Below are 18272 nucleotides of genomic sequence, written 5' to 3'. Positions count from 1 at the left end.
CTCGCCTTATCCGTGGCGCCGTTGGCCGCCGCCCCACTTCTCTGGGCGGTTTTTGTCTATCGCCCCTACTGATCACGAACAGCACGGGCCGTGGGGTTGCCGTTCGTAGCACAAACGCGCTGATCTGCCTCGATCAACGCGCTGAGGTGTCGCGGATCGGCTGGCGGACACGTGTCGAAAATCAGCCGACGGAGGACGCTGTGAGAGCCGGGAGGTAATTGACTCCTCCCGGCTACTCGACCTGGCCGGGTCCTGCCGATGTTGTAGTGGTTAATCCTTGACGATGTGCCGGGTGGCGAGTTGAGAGATGAGGAGTGGGCGGTGATCGCGCCGCTGCTGCCGGAGCCGGGCAGCAGCCGAGGGCGATGGTGGGATCATCGGCAGTTCATCAACGCCGTGTCTTCTGCATCATCGCGATCCTAGGGTCGAGGCAGCACCCGGGCACCCGGCCATCATCGCCAGGACCGGCCTGGGCAGTCGCGGCCGGGGCGCACTCGGGCTCGCCGCCCTCGCTCGCAGCCGCGGCGTTGGCGCGCTCCGTCGTGGATCGCCGGACCACCAGCGCCAGCCCGGCGAGGATGGTGGCGCCCGCGGCCAGCTCCGTCAGACCGACGGGCTCGTCGAGCAGCAGCCACGCCGCGCTGAGCCCGAAGATCGGCACCAGGAGGCTGAACGGCGCCACCCGCGCGACCGAGTACCGGGCGATCAGCCGGTTCCAGATCCCGAAGCCGACGAGGGTCGACACGTAGGCGACGTACCCCACGGCGAGCAACGCGCGCCATGACAGGCCGGTGATCGCGTCGAGGACCGCCTGTGGGCCGTCGACTGCGCCGGCCAGGCCGAGCAGCGGCAGCGGCGGCACCAGGCTCGACCAGACCAGCAGCGAGAGCGGCCGCGTCTCGCCGCTGGCTCGCATGACGAGGTTCGCCACGGCCCAGCTGGCCGCCGCGAACAGCGTCAGCACGAAGCCGATCGCCGTGGCGTGGCCGCCGCTGTCGATGGCCAGCACGCCGATCCCGACCGATCCGATCAGTACGCCGGCCACCTGCACCCGCCCCGGCCGCTCGCCCAGCACCGCCGCGGCCAGCAGTACCGACATCAGCGCCTGCGCCTGCAGCACCAGGGAGGCCAGACCGGCCGACATGCCGGCCGCGAGCGCCGTGAACAGCGCACCGAACTTCAGGACACCGAGCACCAGCCCGTAGGCGACTACGTAGCGGAGCCGGGCGGTGGGGCGCGGCACCAGGAAGACCAGCGGCACCGCCGCCGCGACGAAGCGCAGCGCGGTCAGTACGAGCGGCGGCAGGTCGCGCAGGCCCAGCTCGATGGCGACGAAGTTGACGCCCCAGATGGCGGCCACGAGCACGGCGAGAAGTCGGTGCGATGCTTTCATGCCGGTTACGCTGCCCGAGCGGACGCTTAAGGACCAGTTCAAAGTTCTTCATTGCTGCTGTAGCTTGGCTACATGGACCTTGATGTTCGCCGGCTCCGCGCGCTGCACGAGGTCGCGCTGCGCGGCAGCGTCACCGCCGCGGCCGCGGCGCTGCACGTGACGCCGTCGGCGGTCTCCCAGCAGCTCGTCCAGCTGTCCCGGGAGGCCGGGCACGAGCTGGTCGAGCGGGCTGGGCGTGGAATCGTGCTCACACCGGCCGGCGAGGTCCTGGCCGGCCACGCGAGGACCGTGCTGGGGGCGGTGGAACAGGCGGTGGCCGGGCTCGCGGCGATCCGCCACGGGGTCAGCGGCACCGTGCGGGTCGGCGCGTTCGCGTCCGCGGCCGGCGCGCTGGTGGCCCCCGCCGCCGCCCGCGCGCGGGCGAAGCACCCGGAGCTGGACGTGCGGGTGATCGAGGCCGAAGACCAGCAGAGCCGCCTCGACCTACGCTCCGGCACCCTCGACGTGGTGGTGCTGCAGGAGTACGACCACGTGCCCGCGCCGCTGGTCGACGACCTCGACCGGCACCCGGTCACCGCCGACCCGATGCACCTGATAACCCCGGTCGGGTGGCGGCGTCACACCGGGCGGCTGAGCGAGCTGCGCGATGTGCCGTGGATCGCCAGCGCCGAGCACACACCGTGTCTACGGTCCACACTGCACGCCTGCCGGCTCGCCGGCTTCGAGCCGGACATCCGGCACCGTTCGGTCGACTTCGCGCTCACGCTGGACCTCGTCGCGGCCGGTCTGGGCGCCGCGCTGGTGCCGGAGCTGGCGCTGCGCCACGTGCCACCCGGGGTGCACGTGGAGCCACTGGTCGAGCCGGTCACCGAGCGGCGCATCTTCGCGGTCACCCGCGCCCTCGGCGGCACGACGCAACGGCCCGCCGTGGACGCCTTCCTGGCCGAGCTGAGTGCCCCAGCCGAAGCCCGGACATGAGCCGGATGTGTGGTACGCCCGGATGTCATGACCACGTCCCACGGCGGGCCATCGACTGGAAGACTGAACTCATCCCCCGTTCCGTGACCGATGTTGACCGGGCCAAGGCGTTCTACGAGAAGGTGGGCGTCAACGCCGACCACGAACACAAGGTGCACGAGGGCCTGCGGTTCGCCCAGCTGACACCACCCGACGTGAACGAACAGACCAAGACGCCGACGTAGGGCGACTTGCCGGGCGGGCGCGACGACCAGACCATAACCGGCCCGATCGGCCCGGCAGTTGCGTACATTGCGGGAGGTCACGCTGTCGCGAGGAGGAGTTCCATGTCGAAACCGCCGCTGCCGGAACCTGCGATCACCATGCTCCGGAAGCCGAACCCCGCCGTCATCGCCACGGTCCGAGCCGATGGTCAACCGGTCTCCGCGGCCACCTGGTATCTGTGGGACGACGGCCGGATCATGGTGAACATGGACGAGGGCCGCCGCCGGCTGAGCCACCTCCGCAACGACCCTCGGGTCACCCTGACGGTGCTGGACGAGCAAGCCTGGTACACCCACGTCACGATCCTCGGGCGCGTCGTCGAACTCAGCGACGACGAGGACCTGACGGACATCGACAGGCTCTCCCAGCACTACACCGGAAGAGCGTATCCACGGCGCGATCGCCGAAGGGTCAGCGCGCTGATCGAAATCGACCGCTGGCACGGCTGGGGTGCGCTGAAGGACAACAACCAGATCGGCTGAGCCGGCGACCAGCGACGGCGGACTGCCGATGAACGGTCGCCGGGACCTGCGATCCCGCGTGCGTCGGTCGAGAGCTGCGGTACAGCTAGGGCCCGGCGGATGATGAGAGGCAATCGCCCCTCCGCGCGCGAATCTGGAGGCACCTTGAAGCTCTTGCTCACGTCAGGCGGCGTCACGAACCCAAGCATCCACTCGGCGCTCGTGCAGCTGCTCGGCAAGCCGATCGCCGAGTGCCACGCCCTCTGCGTCCCGACAGCACAATGGGGCCATCCCATGTGCGGTCCGAAATCGGTGCGGGGCTTCGTGGCCGCCGCGCCCATGTTCCAGTACCTGTCCGGCCTGGGTTGGGCGTCACTCGGTGTCCTCGAGCTCACCGCCCTGCCCACCATCGGCGCCGAGCGATGGGTCCCCTGGGTCCGGGAGGCCGACGTTCTCCTGGTCGACGGCGGCGACGCGACGTACCTGTGCCACTGGATGCGGGAGTCCGGGCTGGCCGATCTACTGCCATCGCTGCCCGACACGGTGTGGGTGGGAGTGAGTGCCGGAAGCATGGTGATGACGCCCCGGATCGGAACGTACTTCGTCGAGTGGGCGTCCGCGCCGGACGACCGCACCCTGGGGGTCGTCGACTTCTCGATCTTTCCGCACCTGGACGCTTTCCCCACCAACACCCTGGCCGACGCAGAGCGGTGGGCCGCCGAAATCGCAGTCCCGGCCTACGCCATCGACGAACAGACGGCGATCAAGGTCGTCGACGGCTCGGTCGAGGTGGTCTCCGAAGGGCAATGGAAGAAGTTCGAGTCATAGTCCGCCCGGCATCCGTGACGTCGCGTCGAATCCGTGGGGCGCCGGCCCGATCTTGACGGCCGTAGGATCGCGAAGTGGACGACGGGGCTGGTGCAGATCATCGATCGCTGGGATCGGGGGCCGCCTGGGCGCGGCTGTCGGTCAGTCACTGCCAGTACGACGTGTTCACTGTGCCGGGTGCATCCGGCATGGGGATCTACGTCCGGGGTGACGACCTGCTGCACCTCGGCGGGCCGAATCAGTTCACCGGCTTCTGCGGCATACACACCGGCTGGATCGAGGCACGGGTACGGGTGTTGCCCGGGCCTCCAGCGGCGGTGGACGCCGGCTGGGACGCGATCAGTGAGGCCACCCTGTGGAGTCCCAGCGGCCGGCTGTCGGTCGTCGGCCTGATGGGCGGCACCGCGGAGGCCCTCACCGACGTGGCCGTTCCGCGCGGGCTGATCCGGGTACGTGTGCACGCGCGCGACCGCTTGCACGAGACCGTACGCACCGATGACAACCCGCCCGAGCGGCACGAGCTGCACATCTGGGCGGTGTCCGAGGACACGCCATGGCGTACGGTGCTGGCCGGACCGGGGGGCCGGGGCTGGGAGCAGAAACCGGCGAAGGCCGCCGAGTGGGCCATGCTGTCCCTGGTACCGCGGCCGTCCGCCCGCCCGGCCATCCTTCCCCCGCCGCCACCTGACCCGTACGAGGACGACACCGACCTGCCCCGGGTGACGGTGGTCCGCCACCGGCCCGCGCCGGTCGGGATCTCCGAGGGAGTGCTGCCCGCCGGCGACCTGGAGGTCCGGTTGGAGCGGGTCGACGACGAGACGCTCACGTGGTCGTGGGCCACCGCCGACGCGCCGATTTTCCCTGATCCGCTGGAGACGCTGCCCGACGATGAGCCGAGTATCGTGCGGCTGACGTCCGGCCCCGACGGCTTCACGCTGCGGCACGAGGGGGTCCTGGGCCGGCACGCCTTCGCCCTCGGCGTGATCTGGGAGTACCTGCTCGACGCCGTCGGGTCGTACCCGTGGATGGAGACGTTGCGGGAGCAGGCCGCCGAGGCGACCGCGCGGGCCGAGCAGTCCCGCCGCTGGAAGGCCGAGCGCGACGCCGAGCAGTGGGGAGGTGCTCCGCCGTCGGACCGGGTCCGCGGGCTGGTCGGTCAGGCGCGGTCCCTGGCCCGGGTCGACCGCCCGTTGCTCGACCGCATCGACGGGCTGCCCGCCGCTCGCCAGCGTGAGGCAGCCTGCTGGGCCGCTCGCCGCGCGATGCGGGTCGCCGGGCTGGAACGGATCGACTGGGTCGCCGAGGTGCTCGCCGCCGCCGAGGCAGACCGCCCACTGCCCCAATCCGTCACCGAGCAGAACGGTGCGGCCGCGTTCCAGCGGCTCCTGTCCGATCCCGAGGTGCCGCACACCACCATCACGCTTCACCTGCCCGCGAGGGCGTCCGGCACACGTCGCGTCACCGACGCGCTCCAGCAGGCCGCCGCGTTCCCCGCCCTGATCGCGCTGGCGAATGACGATCCGCTGCTCGCCGCGATCGACGCCGTCTACAACGCCGCGATCGCTCACGGCGACGACCGAGACCGCTTCCTCGCCGAAGCCCACACCGTCGTTCGCTGAGACTTCGAACCGGCACGCGAAGTCAAGGCCGCACCCGACAGCGGAGCCGATGTCGGCGAACGCCCCGGACCATCCGAACGGCAGAGCCGCGCTCGCGCGCTTCTGCCGATGTGCGTGCACGTGGCGTCGCTGATCAGCGAGGGCTTGATCCTCGCGGCCTTAGGCACCCATGCTGGCGAAGGAGCCGGCGCACGGGTATGAGCTGCGTAGCCGGTTGCGCGCCGCGCTCGGCCCGCTCGGCGAGGCGATGAACGCCGGGCAGATCTACGTGACGCTGGGCCGGTCGGCCCAGGCGGGCTGGTGGCCTCGGAGCGGGCCGAGGGACTGCCGGACCGGCCGGACCGGCGGGTGTACGCGTTGACTCCGACGGGGCAGCAGCGGGTCGCCGCGTGGCTGGCCGAGGTGAGCCGGCCGAAGGCAAATACCAACCCGGTTCCTGGCTACTCGCCACCGCACTCGGAGTCCTGCTCGCCATCGCCGCGCTCACTGCCGTCCCCGCGCTGACCGCCGCACGCCGGCCAGTCTCGGACAACCCTCCAGTCCGCACCGACCTGACGGCCGTCAAGGGCATGCAGCCGCTCACGGCGAGCCGACACCGCCAGGATCGGTGTCCGAGGGCGGACCGGGCACCATGCCACACTCCCCCGCCGGTCACGGCCCCTTGTACGGGCAGGGTGTGCCCGCGCAGACGTCTTCGACCTTGCCGGTGAGCAGGAACACCGCCTTCTGTCGCTGGGCTCCGGGCTGAGCGCGCGGGAACTCGTGCGGGTCCTCCCCGTACTCCGGCCCGGCCGGGGCCAGGTCCGTCGGCGGTGGCGCGTACGCCATGCCGCTGTTCCAGATCACGAACGCCGACCCCGTGTACGGGTACCTGCGGATCGGCGTGATGCCCCAGTACGGCCGCACGTCCGCCGACCAGCCGTCGGCGAGCGCGGGAGTGTGGATGCGGGCGCCGATCGTGCGCGCCTGCACCTCGGCCGCGGCGGGCGAGACCTGGTGGTCGCCGAAGGCCACGTGCATCAGCACCTGGTGCGCCGGGGTGCCCGGCAGCGGGCGGTCGGTCATGTGCTGGGCGTACCCGTTGGCCTCGGAGCGGTCCCACAGCATCTGCAGCAGCGCGAGGATCAGCTGCTGGTCGACCTTGTCCGGGTAGGAGCCGTCCATGATCTGCTGGAACGGGGCGAAGTCGACGCTGCGTTGCAGCAGCGTCGAGTAGTTCATCGCCGGCACGCCGAGCACCGACCGGGTCCAGTCCTGGGCGATGGCGGTGAGCGCGCCGCCGTTGATGCCGCCCTGGCTGTTGCCGTCGTAGTGCAGCCCGCCGGCCGTGTTGATCAGCGGCCGCGCGGCGGGATCCTGGAACGCCGGGTGGGCGGCGAACCCGCCCGGGTGGATCATCGCGCGGCCCAGGAAGAGGAAGTTCAGGAAGCTCTGCTGCAACCGGTCCACCACGGCGGGGAAGGCACTGAGGTTGGTGAAGGCGCCGGCCACGTAGGGGACGTCGGCGGCGGCCATGCCGATCCAGCTGGTCGCGCAGAAGGTGAAGTCGTACGTGTTCGACATGGTCTTGACGTTGCCGGCGTTGATCTCGGTGGGCCGGCCAAGCAGGCCGTGGCCGTAGAGCGACAGGTTCGCCGGTTTCGCGGCGGAGGCGCTGCGCGGGATGTTGCAGACGAAGTCCGCCGCCACCGTCCTGCCCGATGGCGTGGGCAGGGCGTTCGGTGCGGGTGGCGTACCGTCGCCGCCGGCCGGCCCGTAGTGCAGCCGCGAGCCGGGCCCGCCATCGCCGGTCAGATAGGACGGTACCCCGATGGTGCCGGTCACCTGCCGGGCGATCAGCGGATCCTGCTCCGGCGAGTAGTCGGTCACCTGGGTAACGGTGAACGTCGGTGCGGCCCGGCCGAGCGCGGCGAACGCGCCGTCGCGGATCGCCAGCATCCGCCCGGTCAGCCCGTGCCGGCTCGCCACCGTGAAGTCCCAGGCCAGGTAGAGGCTGTGCCGCTTGACACCGGTCCGGCTCAGGTCGGCGAGGATCCGTTTCATCTGCGCGGCGCGACCGTCGCGGTGGCCGAGGCCGACGCCGGTGACGTACGCCCGGAACGCCTTCGGCGCCGGGATCGTCGCCCCCGTGCCGTCGCGCATGCCGCGCAGGCCCACCACGTACCGGGTGCCCTCGCTCAGCGCGACCGCCGGCCGGATGATCAGCAGTTGCCGGTCGGGCTGGCCGGTGGCGTGCGCGTCCAGCTCGGCCCAGTACGGGGTGCGCTGGCCGGTGCGGGCGTTGAGCAGCACGATCGGTGCGTCCGGTGCCAGCGAGCGGCCGATGTCGGTGACCGGCGCGATGCCGGTCACCGCGGCGTCGAGGCCGGGCACGCGCACCAGGATCGGCGAGCCGGGGCTGAACCCGTCCTGCCGGTTCCACTCCGCCGGGTCGATCGGCGCCCCCTGAACAGTGGCGGGCATCGCCGAGGTCGCGAACCGCACCCGCTTGCCGGTGGGGCTGGTCCGGTCCGGCACGGTGAAGTAGTCGTTCGGGAACGGCAGCAGGCAGGCCGTCGGGTCGATGGGGTCACACGTCCGATCACCGGCCGGCGCCGCAGTCGCGGCCGGCGCCGCGGCGGCGGCCGTGCCGAGCAGCATGGTGCCCACGGTCACCAGCACGGGCACAGCGAGACGGAGCCGTCTGGGTGTGGTCACGCGCTCCTCCTTCGACACTGGACGGTGCGTCGACGATCGACGGGTGGTGTTCTTCCTACGCTCGTGAATCGATCTCGGCAAGGTCCGGTGACCGGGCGCCGGCCGCTGTCGGGGTCACCCACCGGGCCTCCCGCCGGCGTTCGACCTGTTCACCGAGACGACCGCCGTGATCATCGCCGGCAACCGTCCGACCGTCTGAGGGATCGCAGGCCCGGCGCGAGCCGCGAGGGTGTCCCGTCTCACCGCGGCTTTGCCCGGCGGGTCACGCCAACCGGCCGGTAACCTTGATCAAGTACAGACCGTACCCATATGTCCGCCAACGGAGGGGTGCCCATGTCCGATCACATCGACCTCGCTCGCCTGCGAGAGGTGCTCGACGGGCCATGGGCCGACGTCCGCAACGCGCTCCGGAACCACCTCGACGCGCGCTTCCTCCCGGTCTACGGCGAGACCGGCGACCAGGCCCGCGCGCGGATCACCCGGTTGCTCACCGAACTGCCCACCGAGCTGGGGATCGCGTCGGCCTTCCCGACCGAATACGGCGGCAGCTCCGACGTGGGAGGCTCGATCGTCGCCACCGAGATGCTGGCGCAGGTCGACCTGTCACTCATGGTCAAGGCAGGCGTGCAGTGGGGCCTGTTCGGCGGCGCCGTCGCCGCCCTCGGCACGAAACGGCACCACGACGCATTCCTGCGCGACATCATCTCCGGCAAGATCTTCGGCTGCTTCGCGATGACCGAGACCGGTCACGGCTCCGACGTCCAGCAACTGCGCACCACCTGCACGTACGACCCGCACACCCAGACCTTCGACCTGCACACCCCGCACGAGGCCGCCCGCAAGGACTACATCGGCAACGCGGCACGCGACGGGCGGATGGCGGTGGTCTTCGCACAGCTGGTCACCAACGGGCGGCGGCACGGCGTCCACGCGTGGCTGGTCCCGATCCGCGACGCTCAGGGCAACCCCCTGCCCGGTGTGACCATCGGCGACGCGGGAGCCAAGGCCGGCCTGCTCGGCGTGGACAACGGGCGGCTCAGCTTCGAGCACGTGACGGTGCCGCGAGACATGCTGCTGGACCGGTACGGTCAGGTCGCGCAGGACGGCACGTACTCCAGCCCGATCGAGAACGACTCCCGCCGCTTCTTCACCATGCTCGGCACCCTGGTACGCGGCCGGGTCAGCGTGGGCGGCGCCGCGTCGGCGGCCACCAAATCGGCGCTGACCATCGCCGTGCGCTACGGCGACATCCGCCGGCAGTTCGGCACGCCCGACGCGGAGCAGGAGGTGCTGCTCAACGACTACCTGGCCCACCAGCGCAAGCTGCTGCCCGCGCTGGCCACCACGTACGCGTTGCACTTCGCTCAGACCGAGCTGGTCGCGGCGCTGCACGAGGTGCAGGGCGGCGACGGCCCGGTCGACGAGCACCGGCAGCGGGAGCTGGAGTCCCGGGCCGCCGGCCTGAAGGCCGCGCAGACCTGGCACGCCACCCGCACCATCCAGATGTGCCGCGAGGCGTGCGGCGGCGCCGGCTACCTGGCCGAGAACCGGCTACCCAGCCTCAAGGCCGACACCGACGTGTTCACCACATTCGAGGGCGACAACACGGTGCTGCTGCAACTCGTGGCCAAGGGCCTGCTCACCGGCTACCGCGACGCGTTCGGTTCGCTGGACGGCTGGGGGCGCGCCTCCTTCGTCGCCGAACAGGTCCGGGAGATGGTGCTCGAACGCACCGCCGCCCGGTCGCTCATCGAGCGGCTGATCAGCGCCGTGCCCGGTCGCGACGAGGAGGTCGCCATCACCGACCGCGGCTGGCAGCTCAAGACCTTCGAGGACCGCGAGAGGCACCTGCTCGACGGCGCGGTCCGCCGCCTGCGCAACGGCGCGGCCACGAAGAAGGACCACCCCTTCGACATCTTCAACGACGTCCAGGACCACGTCCTCGCCGTCGCGGCCGCGCACATCGACCGGATCACCCTGGAGGCGTTCGTCGCCGGCATCGACGACACCGACGACCCGGCGGTCCGGGCGCTGCTCTCCCGGGTCTGTGACCTGTACGCGCTCACCGTCATCGAGGCCAACAAGGGCTGGCTGCTGGAGCACGGCAGACTCACGCCGGCCCGCTCGAAGGCGGTCACCGGGGTGGTGAACGGCCTGCTCAAGGAGCTGCGCCCACACATGCGGACGCTGGTGGACGGCTTCGGCATCCCGGACGCGTGGCTGCACTGCGCCATCCTGCGCGAGGAACCTCTCCGGCAGGACACCATGGCCGCCCACGACGCCGCCGGTGATCCGCAGACCATCCGGGCGTAGCGCGCGCCACGGCCGCGAAGGGAAATGGATCTCGCCGTCACGACGCGACCGCGCCTGCTCCGCCCGCCGGTTGAACAGGTGAGCCAAGCGACCCGAGCGGACAGGCCGTCAGGATCAGGCAGCCCATCGGGGGTGTAGCCAGAGCGGAGCGGTCAGCCCGCGGCTACCTCTCGAGGACCATATCGTTCGGCCGCACGCGCCTTGGCCTTCGCGGCCTCCACCTCACGGTCACGGGGAGCCGCCTTCGTCACGAGGCTGTCCAGCAGTGTTCGGGTGGCCGCCGTGACAGCGCCGACCGCCTCGGCGAAGGCCTCCTCGTTGGCTGCGGACGGCCGTGTCGTGCCGCTGACCTTGCGCACGTACTGGATCGCGGCGGCTTCGATCTCATCGTTTGTCGCGGGCGGCTCGAAGTTGTGGAGCACGCGTATGTTCCTGCACATCCCTCTACCATGCCAGGCCGGGCGGACACCCTGCAGATGTGCACGCACTGACCATGTATGAACACGCCGTCCTCGATGGGCCCCGTCCATCGGATCATTGCCCGGAACTCGCGCCCGATGCTGCGCGCCATGCGCCTACCCCACCCGTCCGCGGCCTTTCACTCGGTTTCCTCCTGGCTGTCGGTTATGGCGCGCTGGTATCGCAGCGTCAGCTTCCGTAACACCTCCACGCCGCAGGGCGGCCGTGGTGGTACGCGCGCACCCAGCGCACCAGCTCCCGGACGCGCCGAACCCGTGACTGAAGCCGCGCGCCATCACCTCGTCGAGAGTGCCGGTGCCCGCGGTGACGTGATCGTCCACGGCCAGTCCCAGCAGGCAGTCGCTTTCGATGGCGATGGTCCGGTAGCCGTCCTGGTCGACGAGTTGCCGGAAGAGGTCGTTGCGCAGGTCGAGCAGGACGTCCTCGCCGTGGGTGGGCTCGCCGAGGGCGAGCACCCGCGGCCGGGCCGGGAGCAGCGTGCGGACGGTGGCGGCGTCAACGGCGTGGACGATGTCTTCGAGGTCGGTCATCCCCTAAACGGTATCGTTGGATCGACTGTTGAGACCTTGCCACGGATACAGACGGGACATTGGAGAAGAACCTTCAAGACGGTGTACGCCTGAGGCCGGTCGACCTGGCGCGCAGGCACGGCCTGTCGACGCAGGCGATCCGCAACTACGAGGCGGCCGGCGTCCTTCCCGACGCCGGGCGCACCGACAGCGGCTACCGCACCTACACCCCGCTGCACGTGAAAGCCCTCGACGCGTTCCTCGCCCTCGTGGCCGGGCACGGCCACCAGACGGCCACGGCGGTGCTGCGGGCGGTCAACCGGGGCGCGACCGAGGACGCGCTGCGGCTCATCGACGAGAGCCACGCCCAGCTCCTCGATGACCGCCGCACCCTCCAGGCCGTCGAGGCCGCGCTGCGCGACCTCGGTCCCGTGCCGCAGGAACGCGGCGACACGTTCGTCGGTCCCCTGGCACGAAGGCTCGGCCTCCGCCCGGCCACCCTGCGGAAATGGGAACGCGCCGGCGTGGTGCAACCGCGCCGGGACCCGCAGACGGGTTACCGGGTCTACAGCGCGGCCGACGTGCGCGACGCCAGGCTGGCCCACCAGCTCAGACGGGGCGGCTACCTGCTGGAGCAGATCGCCCCGCTGATCGCCCAGGTCCGCTCCGCCGGGGGCGTCGCACCCCTGGAGTCGATGCTGCAGGACTGGCGCGCCCGCCTCTCGGCCCGCAGCCGCGCCATGCTCACGGGCGCCGCCGCACTCGACGCCTACCTCACCTGCCGGCCCGCTCCGCGCGGGGACACCTGATCCAGGCGCCTGCCCAGGGAGAAACCGGCGTCGGTATAGCCGTGCCTGCTATAGAAGCGCACTGCATCGACGTTGCGGTGGTGAATGCCAGCCGACAGGTAGCTGATGCCCCGGTCGGTTGCCCACCGACGAGCGGCGTTCAGCAGGGCTGATCCCACCCCGAGTCCCCTGGCATCGGGCAGCACGATCGTGTGGACCTGCGCCGAAGGCTCAGGACGCAGGATCTGATGCTCCGGCGGATCGGATTGCCGCAGCACCTCGATCATCCCGACCACGCGGCCATCATGAGCCTCGGCGACGAGAACACCGTCCCGCCCCGCCTCGTCGGCCAGCATGGCCGTGAAGTGGCGCACCACCGCCTCACGCTGCGGGATGCGGTAGATGCCGGGGTCAAGAGCGAGGTGCGCCTCGGCGTTAGCCAGGCGCAACTCCACGAGTGAAGGAACATCCGCCAAGCTCGCTGGCCGAACCGTCAGCCCACCCTCCTGCATCATCCCGATCCTAGGGCCGGTGCGGCAGCCTCGGGGGCCTAGCCATGATCGGCAGGACAGGGCCCAGACGTACCGTCCGCGCCGCCTGGAATCCCTCGGTGCAAGAGAAGACCTCCGTTTCCAACTCGTGGTGGCCGGTCCGGCGCGGGTGCGGACGCATCGCAGCGTTTGCCCTCCTACGCCTCGGGCAATCGCGCGTCGGGGCGCGCGGGGACGGATCGATCCACAGCCAGGGGGCGTACGGGGCATGCGGGCTAGCGTCGCGGTGAAGCCGGAGGTGACCGTCGGTGAGTCGGCGGGACTGGCCGACGTGGTGTGGGAGAACGCGCGCCGTAAACCGGACACCGTGCAGTTTGTGCGCCCGGACCCGGACATCCGGACGTGGCCCGTGCAGCAGTCGGGGGCCGCCGACGCGGGTGCGGTGACCTGCCGGCAGTTCCGCGACGACGTGCTGGCGTTGGCCCGGGGGCTTATCGCCGCGGGGGTCGCGCCCGGAAGCCGGGTGGCGTTGATGAGCCGCACCCGCTACGAGTGGACCCTGGTCGACTATGCGCTGTGGACGATCGGCGCGGTGACCGTGCCGGTGTATGACACCTCGAGCGCCGAACAGCTGGCCTGGATCCTGGCCGATTCCGGCGCGGTGGCGTGCGTGGTGGAGACACCGGCCCACGCCGCGATGCTGAGCGGCGTGCGGGACAGGCTGCCCGGGCTTGAACACGTGTGGCAGATCGACGCCGGCGACCTGGTACAGCTGGCAGACCGGGGCCAGGCGGTCGATGACGGGCACGTGGAGGCCCGCCGTGGCGCGGTGTCGGGCGGGGACGTGGCGACGATCGTCTACACCAGCGGGACGACCGGCCGGCCGAAGGGCTGCGTGCTGACGCACCGCAACATCCGTCTCGACGTCGGCAACGCGGTGGCGGCTCTGCCGGAACTGTTCCACGAGCAGGCGTCGACCGTGCTCTTCCTGCCGTTGGCGCACGCGTTCGCCCGGCTGATCCAGGTCGGGATGGTGCAGACCCAGGCGACGATGGTGCACAGCGCCAGCATGAGCGGCGTGATGGATCAGCTCCGTCGATACCGGCCGACGTTCGTCCTCGCGGTGCCGCGCGTGTTCGAGAGGATGTATCACCGGGCGCAGCAGAAGGCCATCGAGAGCCACCAGGGCCCGCTCTTCGCGGTCGCGGAGCGCGTCGCGGTGCGGTACAGCCGGGCCCTCGACCGCCTGTCCGGACCCGGCCCGCTGCTGCGGCTGGCACGGCAGGTCTTCGACCTGCTGATCTACCGGAAACTGAGGGCGGCGCTCGGCGGACGGTGCCGCATCGCGATTGTCGGTGGCGCTCCGCTCGGTGAGCGGCTCGGACACTTCTTCCGCGGGGCCGGCCTGACGGCTCTGGAGGGGTACGGTCTCACCGAGACCTCCCCCGCGCTGGCGGCGAACCGCCCGTCGGCCATGCGGATCGGCACGGTCGGCCGGCCACTACCCGGCGTGGAGCTGGCGATCGCCGACGACGGGGAGATCCTCGCCCGCGGCGAGGTCGTGTTCCACGGCTACTGGAACAACCCGTCCGCCACCCGCGCGGCGTTCACCGCCGACGGCTGGTTCCGCACCGGCGACCTCGGCAACCTCGACGACGACGGCTACCTGCGCATCACGGGACGCACCAAGGAGATCCTCGTGACCGCGGCCGGCAAGCACATCGTGCCCGCACCGATGGAGGATCGGGTACGCGCGGACCCCCTGGTCAGCAACTGCATGATCGTCGGCGACGCCAAGCCGTACGCCGCCGCGCTGATCACCATCGACCCGCAGGGATGGCAGCGGTGGAGAACCGCTCACGGCCATCCGCGCGCCTCGGTGGCGGAACTGCGCGACGACCCCGCCCTGCGCGGTGAGATCCAGGCCGCGGTCGACCGGGCGAACAGCATGGTCTCCCATGCGGAGGCGATCAAGACCTTCCGCATCCTGCCCGACGACTTCACCGAGGCCAACGGTGAGCTCACCCCCACGTTGAAAATTAAGCGGGAGGCCGTGCAGCGGCAACGCGCCGCCGAGATCGACGCCCTCTACGCCGGTCACTAGTTGCCATGGCCGGACAGGTCCACCGGGTTGCGGCCCCGGCCCGGCACTGGATCGGACCTTCCTGACCACGATGCGGCTCGCACCGAGCCGGGCGCCGCCCCGTGTCAGTGGCGTCCGTTACGGTCCGCGGATGACCGAGCTGGACTCACTTCCCGCCACCCGCGACGCCTACGACGCCGTCGCCGCGCGTTACGCGGAGCAGTTCGCGGACACCCTGCGGGACCGGGCACTGGAGCGGGCACTGCTGGCCGCCTTCGCCGAGTCGGTGCGCGCTGGTGGTGACGGGGAGGTCGCCGACCTGGGGTGCGGGCCAGGGCATGTCACCGCTCATCTGCGGGGGTTGGGGCTACGAGCCTTCGGCGTCGATGCCTCACCGGCGATGATCGAGCTGGCCCGGAAGGCCAACCCGGATCTGCGGTTCGAGGTGGGCTCGATGGCAGCGCTCGACATCGCGGACGGCGCGCTGGGCGGGGTGCTCTCCCGGTCCTCGATCATCCACACCTCGCCGAAGGACCTCCCGGCCGTGGTCGCGGAGTTCGCCCGCGTCCTGGCCCCCGGCGGCCAACTGCTGATCAGCTGCTACGCCACCGACGACCCCGCGATCCCGGCACAGGCCTTCGGCCATTCGGTGGTGACGGCCTACCGCTGGTCGCCGGACCACCTGGCGGGGCTGCTGCGCGACGTCGGCCTGGGCGAGGTCGCCCGGGTGCTGTGCGAACCGAAGCCCACCGACAAGCGGCAGTTCCGCGAGTTGCAGTTGCTGGCCGCCAAGAACTAGTTGCAGGAGCGGCTGGACGTTGGTGACACATCGCTGTAGTCGTGAAGCGGGTGGAGCAGTTCTCCTGCCAGGATGAGCTGGTAGCGCTCGACTTTGCCGTTGTGTCGAGGGGTGTAGGGCTTGGTTTCTGGTGCCGGGTCTGGCTGCCGACGATCCGAGCGAAGGGGTCGAGGGTCGATCCTGGAGTCCGACCTCCCCGTGGCGACGCCAGCGATTGACCCACTTGCTGGCGCTGGCCCGCCAGATCCCCATCTCGGCAGCGACATGAGTGATTGGGTGGGTTCGGCAGCGCTTGATGGGTCGCCGACGTCGCTCGATGCTCAGCGGAGCGTTCGGCTGGGTCATCGGATCGCCTGGCCGAGGCGGGGTGCGATGAATCGCCGCAGCGGCAGGGCGATGAGCAGTGCGACCGCGACCAACAGGCCGCTGACCCACACCGGGCCGAGGTCGCCGGCATTGGCCCTGAGGGTCGCTGCGGCAACGACGGGCCCGCCAGCAGCACCGATGTTGAGCGCCGCGGTTGCGTACGACCCTCCCATCGTGGGGGCGCTTGCTGCCTCGTAGAGAACCCGGGCGATCAGAGTGCTGCCCAACGCGAAGGAGAGCGTGCCCTGCGCGAACACGAGGAGCAGAAGCGCTGCGGGCTGGGCAGCTAGGGCCACCAACGCGACCCAGCCGAGCATCAGCAACGGGCCACCGACTGCGATCACGATGCCGGGATGCTGGTCGGAGAGCCGTCCCGCGAGGGTGACGCCGACGAAGGACCCGACCCCGAACAGCACCAGTACGACCGAGACCCACAGCTCGCCCAGGCCGGCGGTGTCAGTCACGATCGGTGCCAGGAAGGTGAACGTGGCGAAGGTGGCAGCGTTGACGAGGGCACCGAGCAGCATGACCAGGAGCAGCCTGGGCATCGCGAGCTGGGCGATCTCGTCCCGAAGAGACGAGCCAGCTCGAGTGCCCTGAGGTGTCTTTCCGGCACGGGCCGGGATGCCTTTCACGACGCCGAAGGCGGCGGGAAGGCAGAGCAGTGCGATCGCCCAGAAGGTTGCCCGCCAGCTAAGCAGCGTGCCGAGGATTGCGCCGCCGGGAACTCCAGCGATGGTGGCCACCGTCGTACCCGAGAGCAGCACCGCCAGCGCGCGCCCTTTCTGGTCAGATGCGACGAGCGTGGCCGCCGTGCTCAGTGCCACAGCAAGGAAGCCCGCGTTGGCCAGGGCGGCGATCACCCGGGTAACGAGCAGAACCGCGAAACTCGTCGTGAGAGCGCCTACGGCGTGGGCCACGGCAAAAACCAGCACGAAGCACAGCAGGCTGGCCCGGACTGGCCACCAGCGGGCAAGCGCCGCCATCAGCGGCGCGCCGAAGATCATCCCGAGAGCAAACGCCGAGGTCAGAAGCCCGGCGGCCCCGACCGACACGTCGAGGCTTGCGGCGATGTCCGGCACCAAGCCGGCAAGCATGAACTCCGAGGTGCCCATGGCGAAGACCGCCACGGCAAGCAGGTAGAGCGGGAGAGGCATCAAGAGCTCCGGGGTGAGAGAGAACGAGGAGACGTCTCGTCACCGCGGCCAGCGGCCCAAGGGTGCGCGCCAATGCCCATGCAGCGAAGGCTGCTGGGAAGCGAACTATGAACTCAGTGGTTCAGGGGGCTGACGGCGTGACCGAAAGCCCCCACCTTGGATGCCTCAGGGCTCGACATGGCGCAAACACTACTCACACCCACCGGTCATCATGCAACCGAGTTCCGGGGGCGATCGTCGTCAACCTCGTGCCCCGCAACAACTAGTGCTCTGACCATCGTGCGCCGAGGCGGCACCAGCTTCCGGTCACGGCACTGCCCGGCGCGAGCAGCCCGGGCCGGTTCCGGACCTGCCAATCGCTGCCTTCCCGCTGCCCGGCGGGTGGAGGATGGCGACATGCGGCTGTCCGACCGGGTGCTGGTTCATCAGGTTCACCCGGTCAAGATCTCGGCAGACGTCACGGCGAGCCTGGCGTCCAACATCCTGCTCTGGCGCGCGCATCCGAGGGCGGCGGCCGCCGTCCGGGTCGCACTACCGGTGGCGGGGTCGGTGGCGGTGCTGCGGCTGGCGGACCTCGACGCGCTCGCCCGCACCCGGCGGGGGCGGTGGGTGCGGTCGCACATGCCCGCGTCCGCGCAGGCGGTGCGGCTCGCCGGTGACGCGTTGATGGCGGTCGGCGCCCGCCGGCGCAGCCCGTCGCTCCTCGCCGTGGGCGCGCTGGTGATCGCGGCGGGCTGGGCGCATCCGTGGTGGCCGCACCGGAGCACGCGTCGTGCCCCGTCGTGCCGTTGACCGGCGCGGAAGCCTACTCACTCCTCCCGCGACCGCAACACGACGGACCGACTTTCGTCGTCTCCGATCGAAAGTTTGGTTGCGTCGAAGGAAAGCTATAGACACGTGGACATGTCTTTTGTAGCGTCGGCCAGGTCGATGGTGTTTCGTCGCGGTTGACCCACTAGCCGACAACTGACCGCCACCTGTCCCCCAACCCGAGTCCCCCGCCCGTCCCCGACCGATCCCACCGCTGGTGGCGCGCGTCGAGGCGG

General features: G+C 70.6%; 16 protein-coding genes and 2 pseudogenes. 11 read left to right on the top strand and 7 right to left on the bottom strand.

The window, feature by feature from the left end; all coding sequences use genetic code 11:
• Nucleotides 1–285: 285 nt before the first annotated feature.
• Nucleotides 286–399: pseudogene (locus tag ABZW14_RS30465) on the top strand (IS5/IS1182 family transposase); the annotation flags it as partial.
• Here ABZW14_RS30465 and ABZW14_RS30460 read toward each other — a convergent pair.
• Complete coding sequence (locus ABZW14_RS30460) at nucleotides 389–1393, bottom strand: EamA family transporter (protein ID WP_355353339.1); 1005 nt, start codon at nucleotides 1391–1393, stop codon at nucleotides 389–391. The pseudogene ABZW14_RS30465 and the gene ABZW14_RS30460 sit on opposite strands and share 11 nt — an antisense overlap.
• Before the next feature lie 72 nt (nucleotides 1394–1465).
• Between ABZW14_RS30460 and ABZW14_RS30455 the strand changes: the two genes are divergently transcribed.
• The 5 genes from ABZW14_RS30455 (at nucleotide 1466) to ABZW14_RS30435 (ending at nucleotide 5543) form a co-directional block, all read left to right on the top strand.
• Nucleotides 1466–2371: a LysR family transcriptional regulator gene (locus tag ABZW14_RS30455; RefSeq protein ID WP_355353336.1), complete on the top strand. Its 906-nt coding sequence runs from the start codon at nucleotides 1466–1468 to the stop codon at nucleotides 2369–2371.
• A gap of 83 nt (nucleotides 2372–2454) precedes the next feature.
• A complete protein-coding gene (locus ABZW14_RS30450) occupies nucleotides 2455–2595 on the top strand; it encodes a hypothetical protein (protein ID WP_355353333.1) in 141 nt (46 codons plus the stop codon).
• Nucleotides 2596–2697: 102 nt separating this feature from the next.
• Nucleotides 2698–3117 carry a PPOX class F420-dependent oxidoreductase gene (locus ABZW14_RS30445; protein ID WP_355353330.1) on the top strand — a complete coding sequence of 140 codons (420 nt, stop codon included), beginning with the start codon at nucleotides 2698–2700 and terminating at the stop codon, nucleotides 3115–3117.
• Nucleotides 3118–3261: 144 nt separating this feature from the next.
• Nucleotides 3262–3924: a Type 1 glutamine amidotransferase-like domain-containing protein gene (locus ABZW14_RS30440; protein WP_355353327.1), complete on the top strand. Its 663-nt coding sequence runs from the start codon at nucleotides 3262–3264 to the stop codon at nucleotides 3922–3924.
• A 188-nt stretch (nucleotides 3925–4112) separates the two neighbouring features.
• On the top strand, nucleotides 4113–5543 hold the full coding sequence (locus ABZW14_RS30435) for a hypothetical protein (protein ID WP_355353324.1): 1431 nt from the start codon (nucleotides 4113–4115) through the stop codon (nucleotides 5541–5543).
• 651 nt (nucleotides 5544–6194) lie between these two features.
• Here the strand turns inward: ABZW14_RS30435 and ABZW14_RS30430 are convergent.
• Complete coding sequence (locus ABZW14_RS30430) at nucleotides 6195–8240, bottom strand: hypothetical protein (RefSeq protein ID WP_355353321.1); 2046 nt, start codon at nucleotides 8238–8240, stop codon at nucleotides 6195–6197.
• 333 nt (nucleotides 8241–8573) lie between these two features.
• Between ABZW14_RS30430 and ABZW14_RS30425 the strand changes: the two genes are divergently transcribed.
• On the top strand, nucleotides 8574–10553 hold the full coding sequence (locus tag ABZW14_RS30425; RefSeq protein ID WP_355353318.1) for an acyl-CoA dehydrogenase: 1980 nt from the start codon (nucleotides 8574–8576) through the stop codon (nucleotides 10551–10553).
• A gap of 152 nt (nucleotides 10554–10705) precedes the next feature.
• On the opposite strand, the gene ABZW14_RS30420 is transcribed toward ABZW14_RS30425, so the two are convergent.
• Both ABZW14_RS30420 and ABZW14_RS30415 read right to left on the bottom strand, forming a co-directional pair.
• The gene (locus tag ABZW14_RS30420) at nucleotides 10706–10993 is read right to left on the bottom strand and encodes a DUF2277 domain-containing protein (RefSeq protein WP_355353315.1); all 288 of its coding nucleotides are present in this window, start codon (nucleotides 10991–10993) and stop codon (nucleotides 10706–10708) included.
• A gap of 135 nt (nucleotides 10994–11128) precedes the next feature.
• Complete coding sequence (locus tag ABZW14_RS30415) at nucleotides 11129–11563, bottom strand: hypothetical protein (protein WP_355353312.1); 435 nt, start codon at nucleotides 11561–11563, stop codon at nucleotides 11129–11131.
• 59 nt (nucleotides 11564–11622) lie between these two features.
• On the opposite strand from ABZW14_RS30415, the gene ABZW14_RS30410 reads away from it, so the two are divergent.
• A complete protein-coding gene (locus ABZW14_RS30410) occupies nucleotides 11623–12351 on the top strand; it encodes a TioE family transcriptional regulator (protein ID WP_355353309.1) in 729 nt (242 codons plus the stop codon).
• On the opposite strand, the gene ABZW14_RS30405 is transcribed toward ABZW14_RS30410, so the two are convergent.
• Complete coding sequence (locus ABZW14_RS30405; protein ID WP_355353306.1) at nucleotides 12312–12845, bottom strand: GNAT family N-acetyltransferase; 534 nt, start codon at nucleotides 12843–12845, stop codon at nucleotides 12312–12314. The two genes, ABZW14_RS30410 and ABZW14_RS30405, sit on opposite strands and share 40 nt — an antisense overlap.
• A 244-nt stretch (nucleotides 12846–13089) precedes the next feature.
• Between ABZW14_RS30405 and ABZW14_RS30400 the strand changes: the two genes are divergently transcribed.
• A complete protein-coding gene (locus ABZW14_RS30400; RefSeq protein ID WP_355353303.1) occupies nucleotides 13090–14925 on the top strand; it encodes an AMP-dependent synthetase/ligase in 1836 nt (611 codons plus the stop codon).
• A gap of 130 nt (nucleotides 14926–15055) precedes the next feature.
• Entirely contained in the window at nucleotides 15056–15703 is a 648-nt protein-coding gene (locus ABZW14_RS30395) for a class I SAM-dependent methyltransferase (protein ID WP_355353300.1), read from the top strand.
• Nucleotides 15704–15794: 91 nt separating this feature from the next.
• Here ABZW14_RS30395 and ABZW14_RS30390 read toward each other — a convergent pair.
• Together ABZW14_RS30390 and ABZW14_RS30385 are read right to left on the bottom strand one after the other, a co-directional pair.
• Nucleotides 15795–16048, bottom strand: a pseudogene (locus ABZW14_RS30390) (leucine zipper domain-containing protein); the annotation flags it as partial.
• Nucleotides 16045–17226: a Cmx/CmrA family chloramphenicol efflux MFS transporter gene (locus ABZW14_RS30385; RefSeq protein ID WP_355353293.1), complete on the bottom strand. Its 1182-nt coding sequence runs from the start codon at nucleotides 17224–17226 to the stop codon at nucleotides 16045–16047. The pseudogene ABZW14_RS30390 and the gene ABZW14_RS30385, both read right to left, overlap by 4 nt.
• 396 nt (nucleotides 17227–17622) lie before the next feature.
• On the opposite strand from ABZW14_RS30385, the gene ABZW14_RS30380 reads away from it, so the two are divergent.
• Nucleotides 17623–18018 (top strand): hypothetical protein, encoded by a 396-nt coding sequence (locus ABZW14_RS30380; RefSeq protein ID WP_355353290.1) that lies wholly within the window; start codon nucleotides 17623–17625, stop codon nucleotides 18016–18018.
• The last annotated feature ends 254 nt before the right edge of the window (nucleotides 18019–18272 follow it).

This window comes from Micromonospora sp. NPDC004551 (assembly GCF_040609975.1).
GTDB lineage: Bacteria > Actinomycetota > Actinomycetes > Mycobacteriales > Micromonosporaceae > Micromonospora.
This window is presented reverse-complemented; position numbering and strand designations above follow the sequence as displayed.

Bases quoted from the DNA above. Each gene is read 5' to 3' on its own strand.
- ABZW14_RS30460 (WP_355353339.1), bottom strand. From the start codon at position 1,393: ATGAAAGCATCGCACCGACTTCTCGCCGTGCTCGTGGCCGCCATCTGG.
- ABZW14_RS30455 (WP_355353336.1), top strand. From the start codon at position 1,466: ATGGACCTTGATGTTCGCCGGCTCCGCGCGCTGCACGAGGTCGCGCTG.
- ABZW14_RS30445 (WP_355353330.1), top strand. From the start codon at position 2,698: ATGTCGAAACCGCCGCTGCCGGAACCTGCGATCACCATGCTCCGGAAG.
- ABZW14_RS30435 (WP_355353324.1), top strand. From the start codon at position 4,113: ATGGGGATCTACGTCCGGGGTGACGACCTGCTGCACCTCGGCGGGCCG.
- ABZW14_RS30425 (WP_355353318.1), top strand. From the start codon at position 8,574: ATGTCCGATCACATCGACCTCGCTCGCCTGCGAGAGGTGCTCGACGGG.
- ABZW14_RS30420 (WP_355353315.1), bottom strand. From the start codon at position 10,993: ATGTGCAGGAACATACGCGTGCTCCACAACTTCGAGCCGCCCGCGACA.
- ABZW14_RS30415 (WP_355353312.1), bottom strand. From the start codon at position 11,563: ATGACCGACCTCGAAGACATCGTCCACGCCGTTGACGCCGCCACCGTC.
- ABZW14_RS30405 (WP_355353306.1), bottom strand. From the start codon at position 12,845: ATGATGCAGGAGGGTGGGCTGACGGTTCGGCCAGCGAGCTTGGCGGAT.
- ABZW14_RS30400 (WP_355353303.1), top strand. From the start codon at position 13,090: ATGCGGGCTAGCGTCGCGGTGAAGCCGGAGGTGACCGTCGGTGAGTCG.
- ABZW14_RS30395 (WP_355353300.1), top strand. From the start codon at position 15,056: ATGACCGAGCTGGACTCACTTCCCGCCACCCGCGACGCCTACGACGCC.
- ABZW14_RS30385 (WP_355353293.1), bottom strand. From the start codon at position 17,226: ATGCCTCTCCCGCTCTACCTGCTTGCCGTGGCGGTCTTCGCCATGGGC.
- ABZW14_RS30380 (WP_355353290.1), top strand. From the start codon at position 17,623: ATGCGGCTGTCCGACCGGGTGCTGGTTCATCAGGTTCACCCGGTCAAG.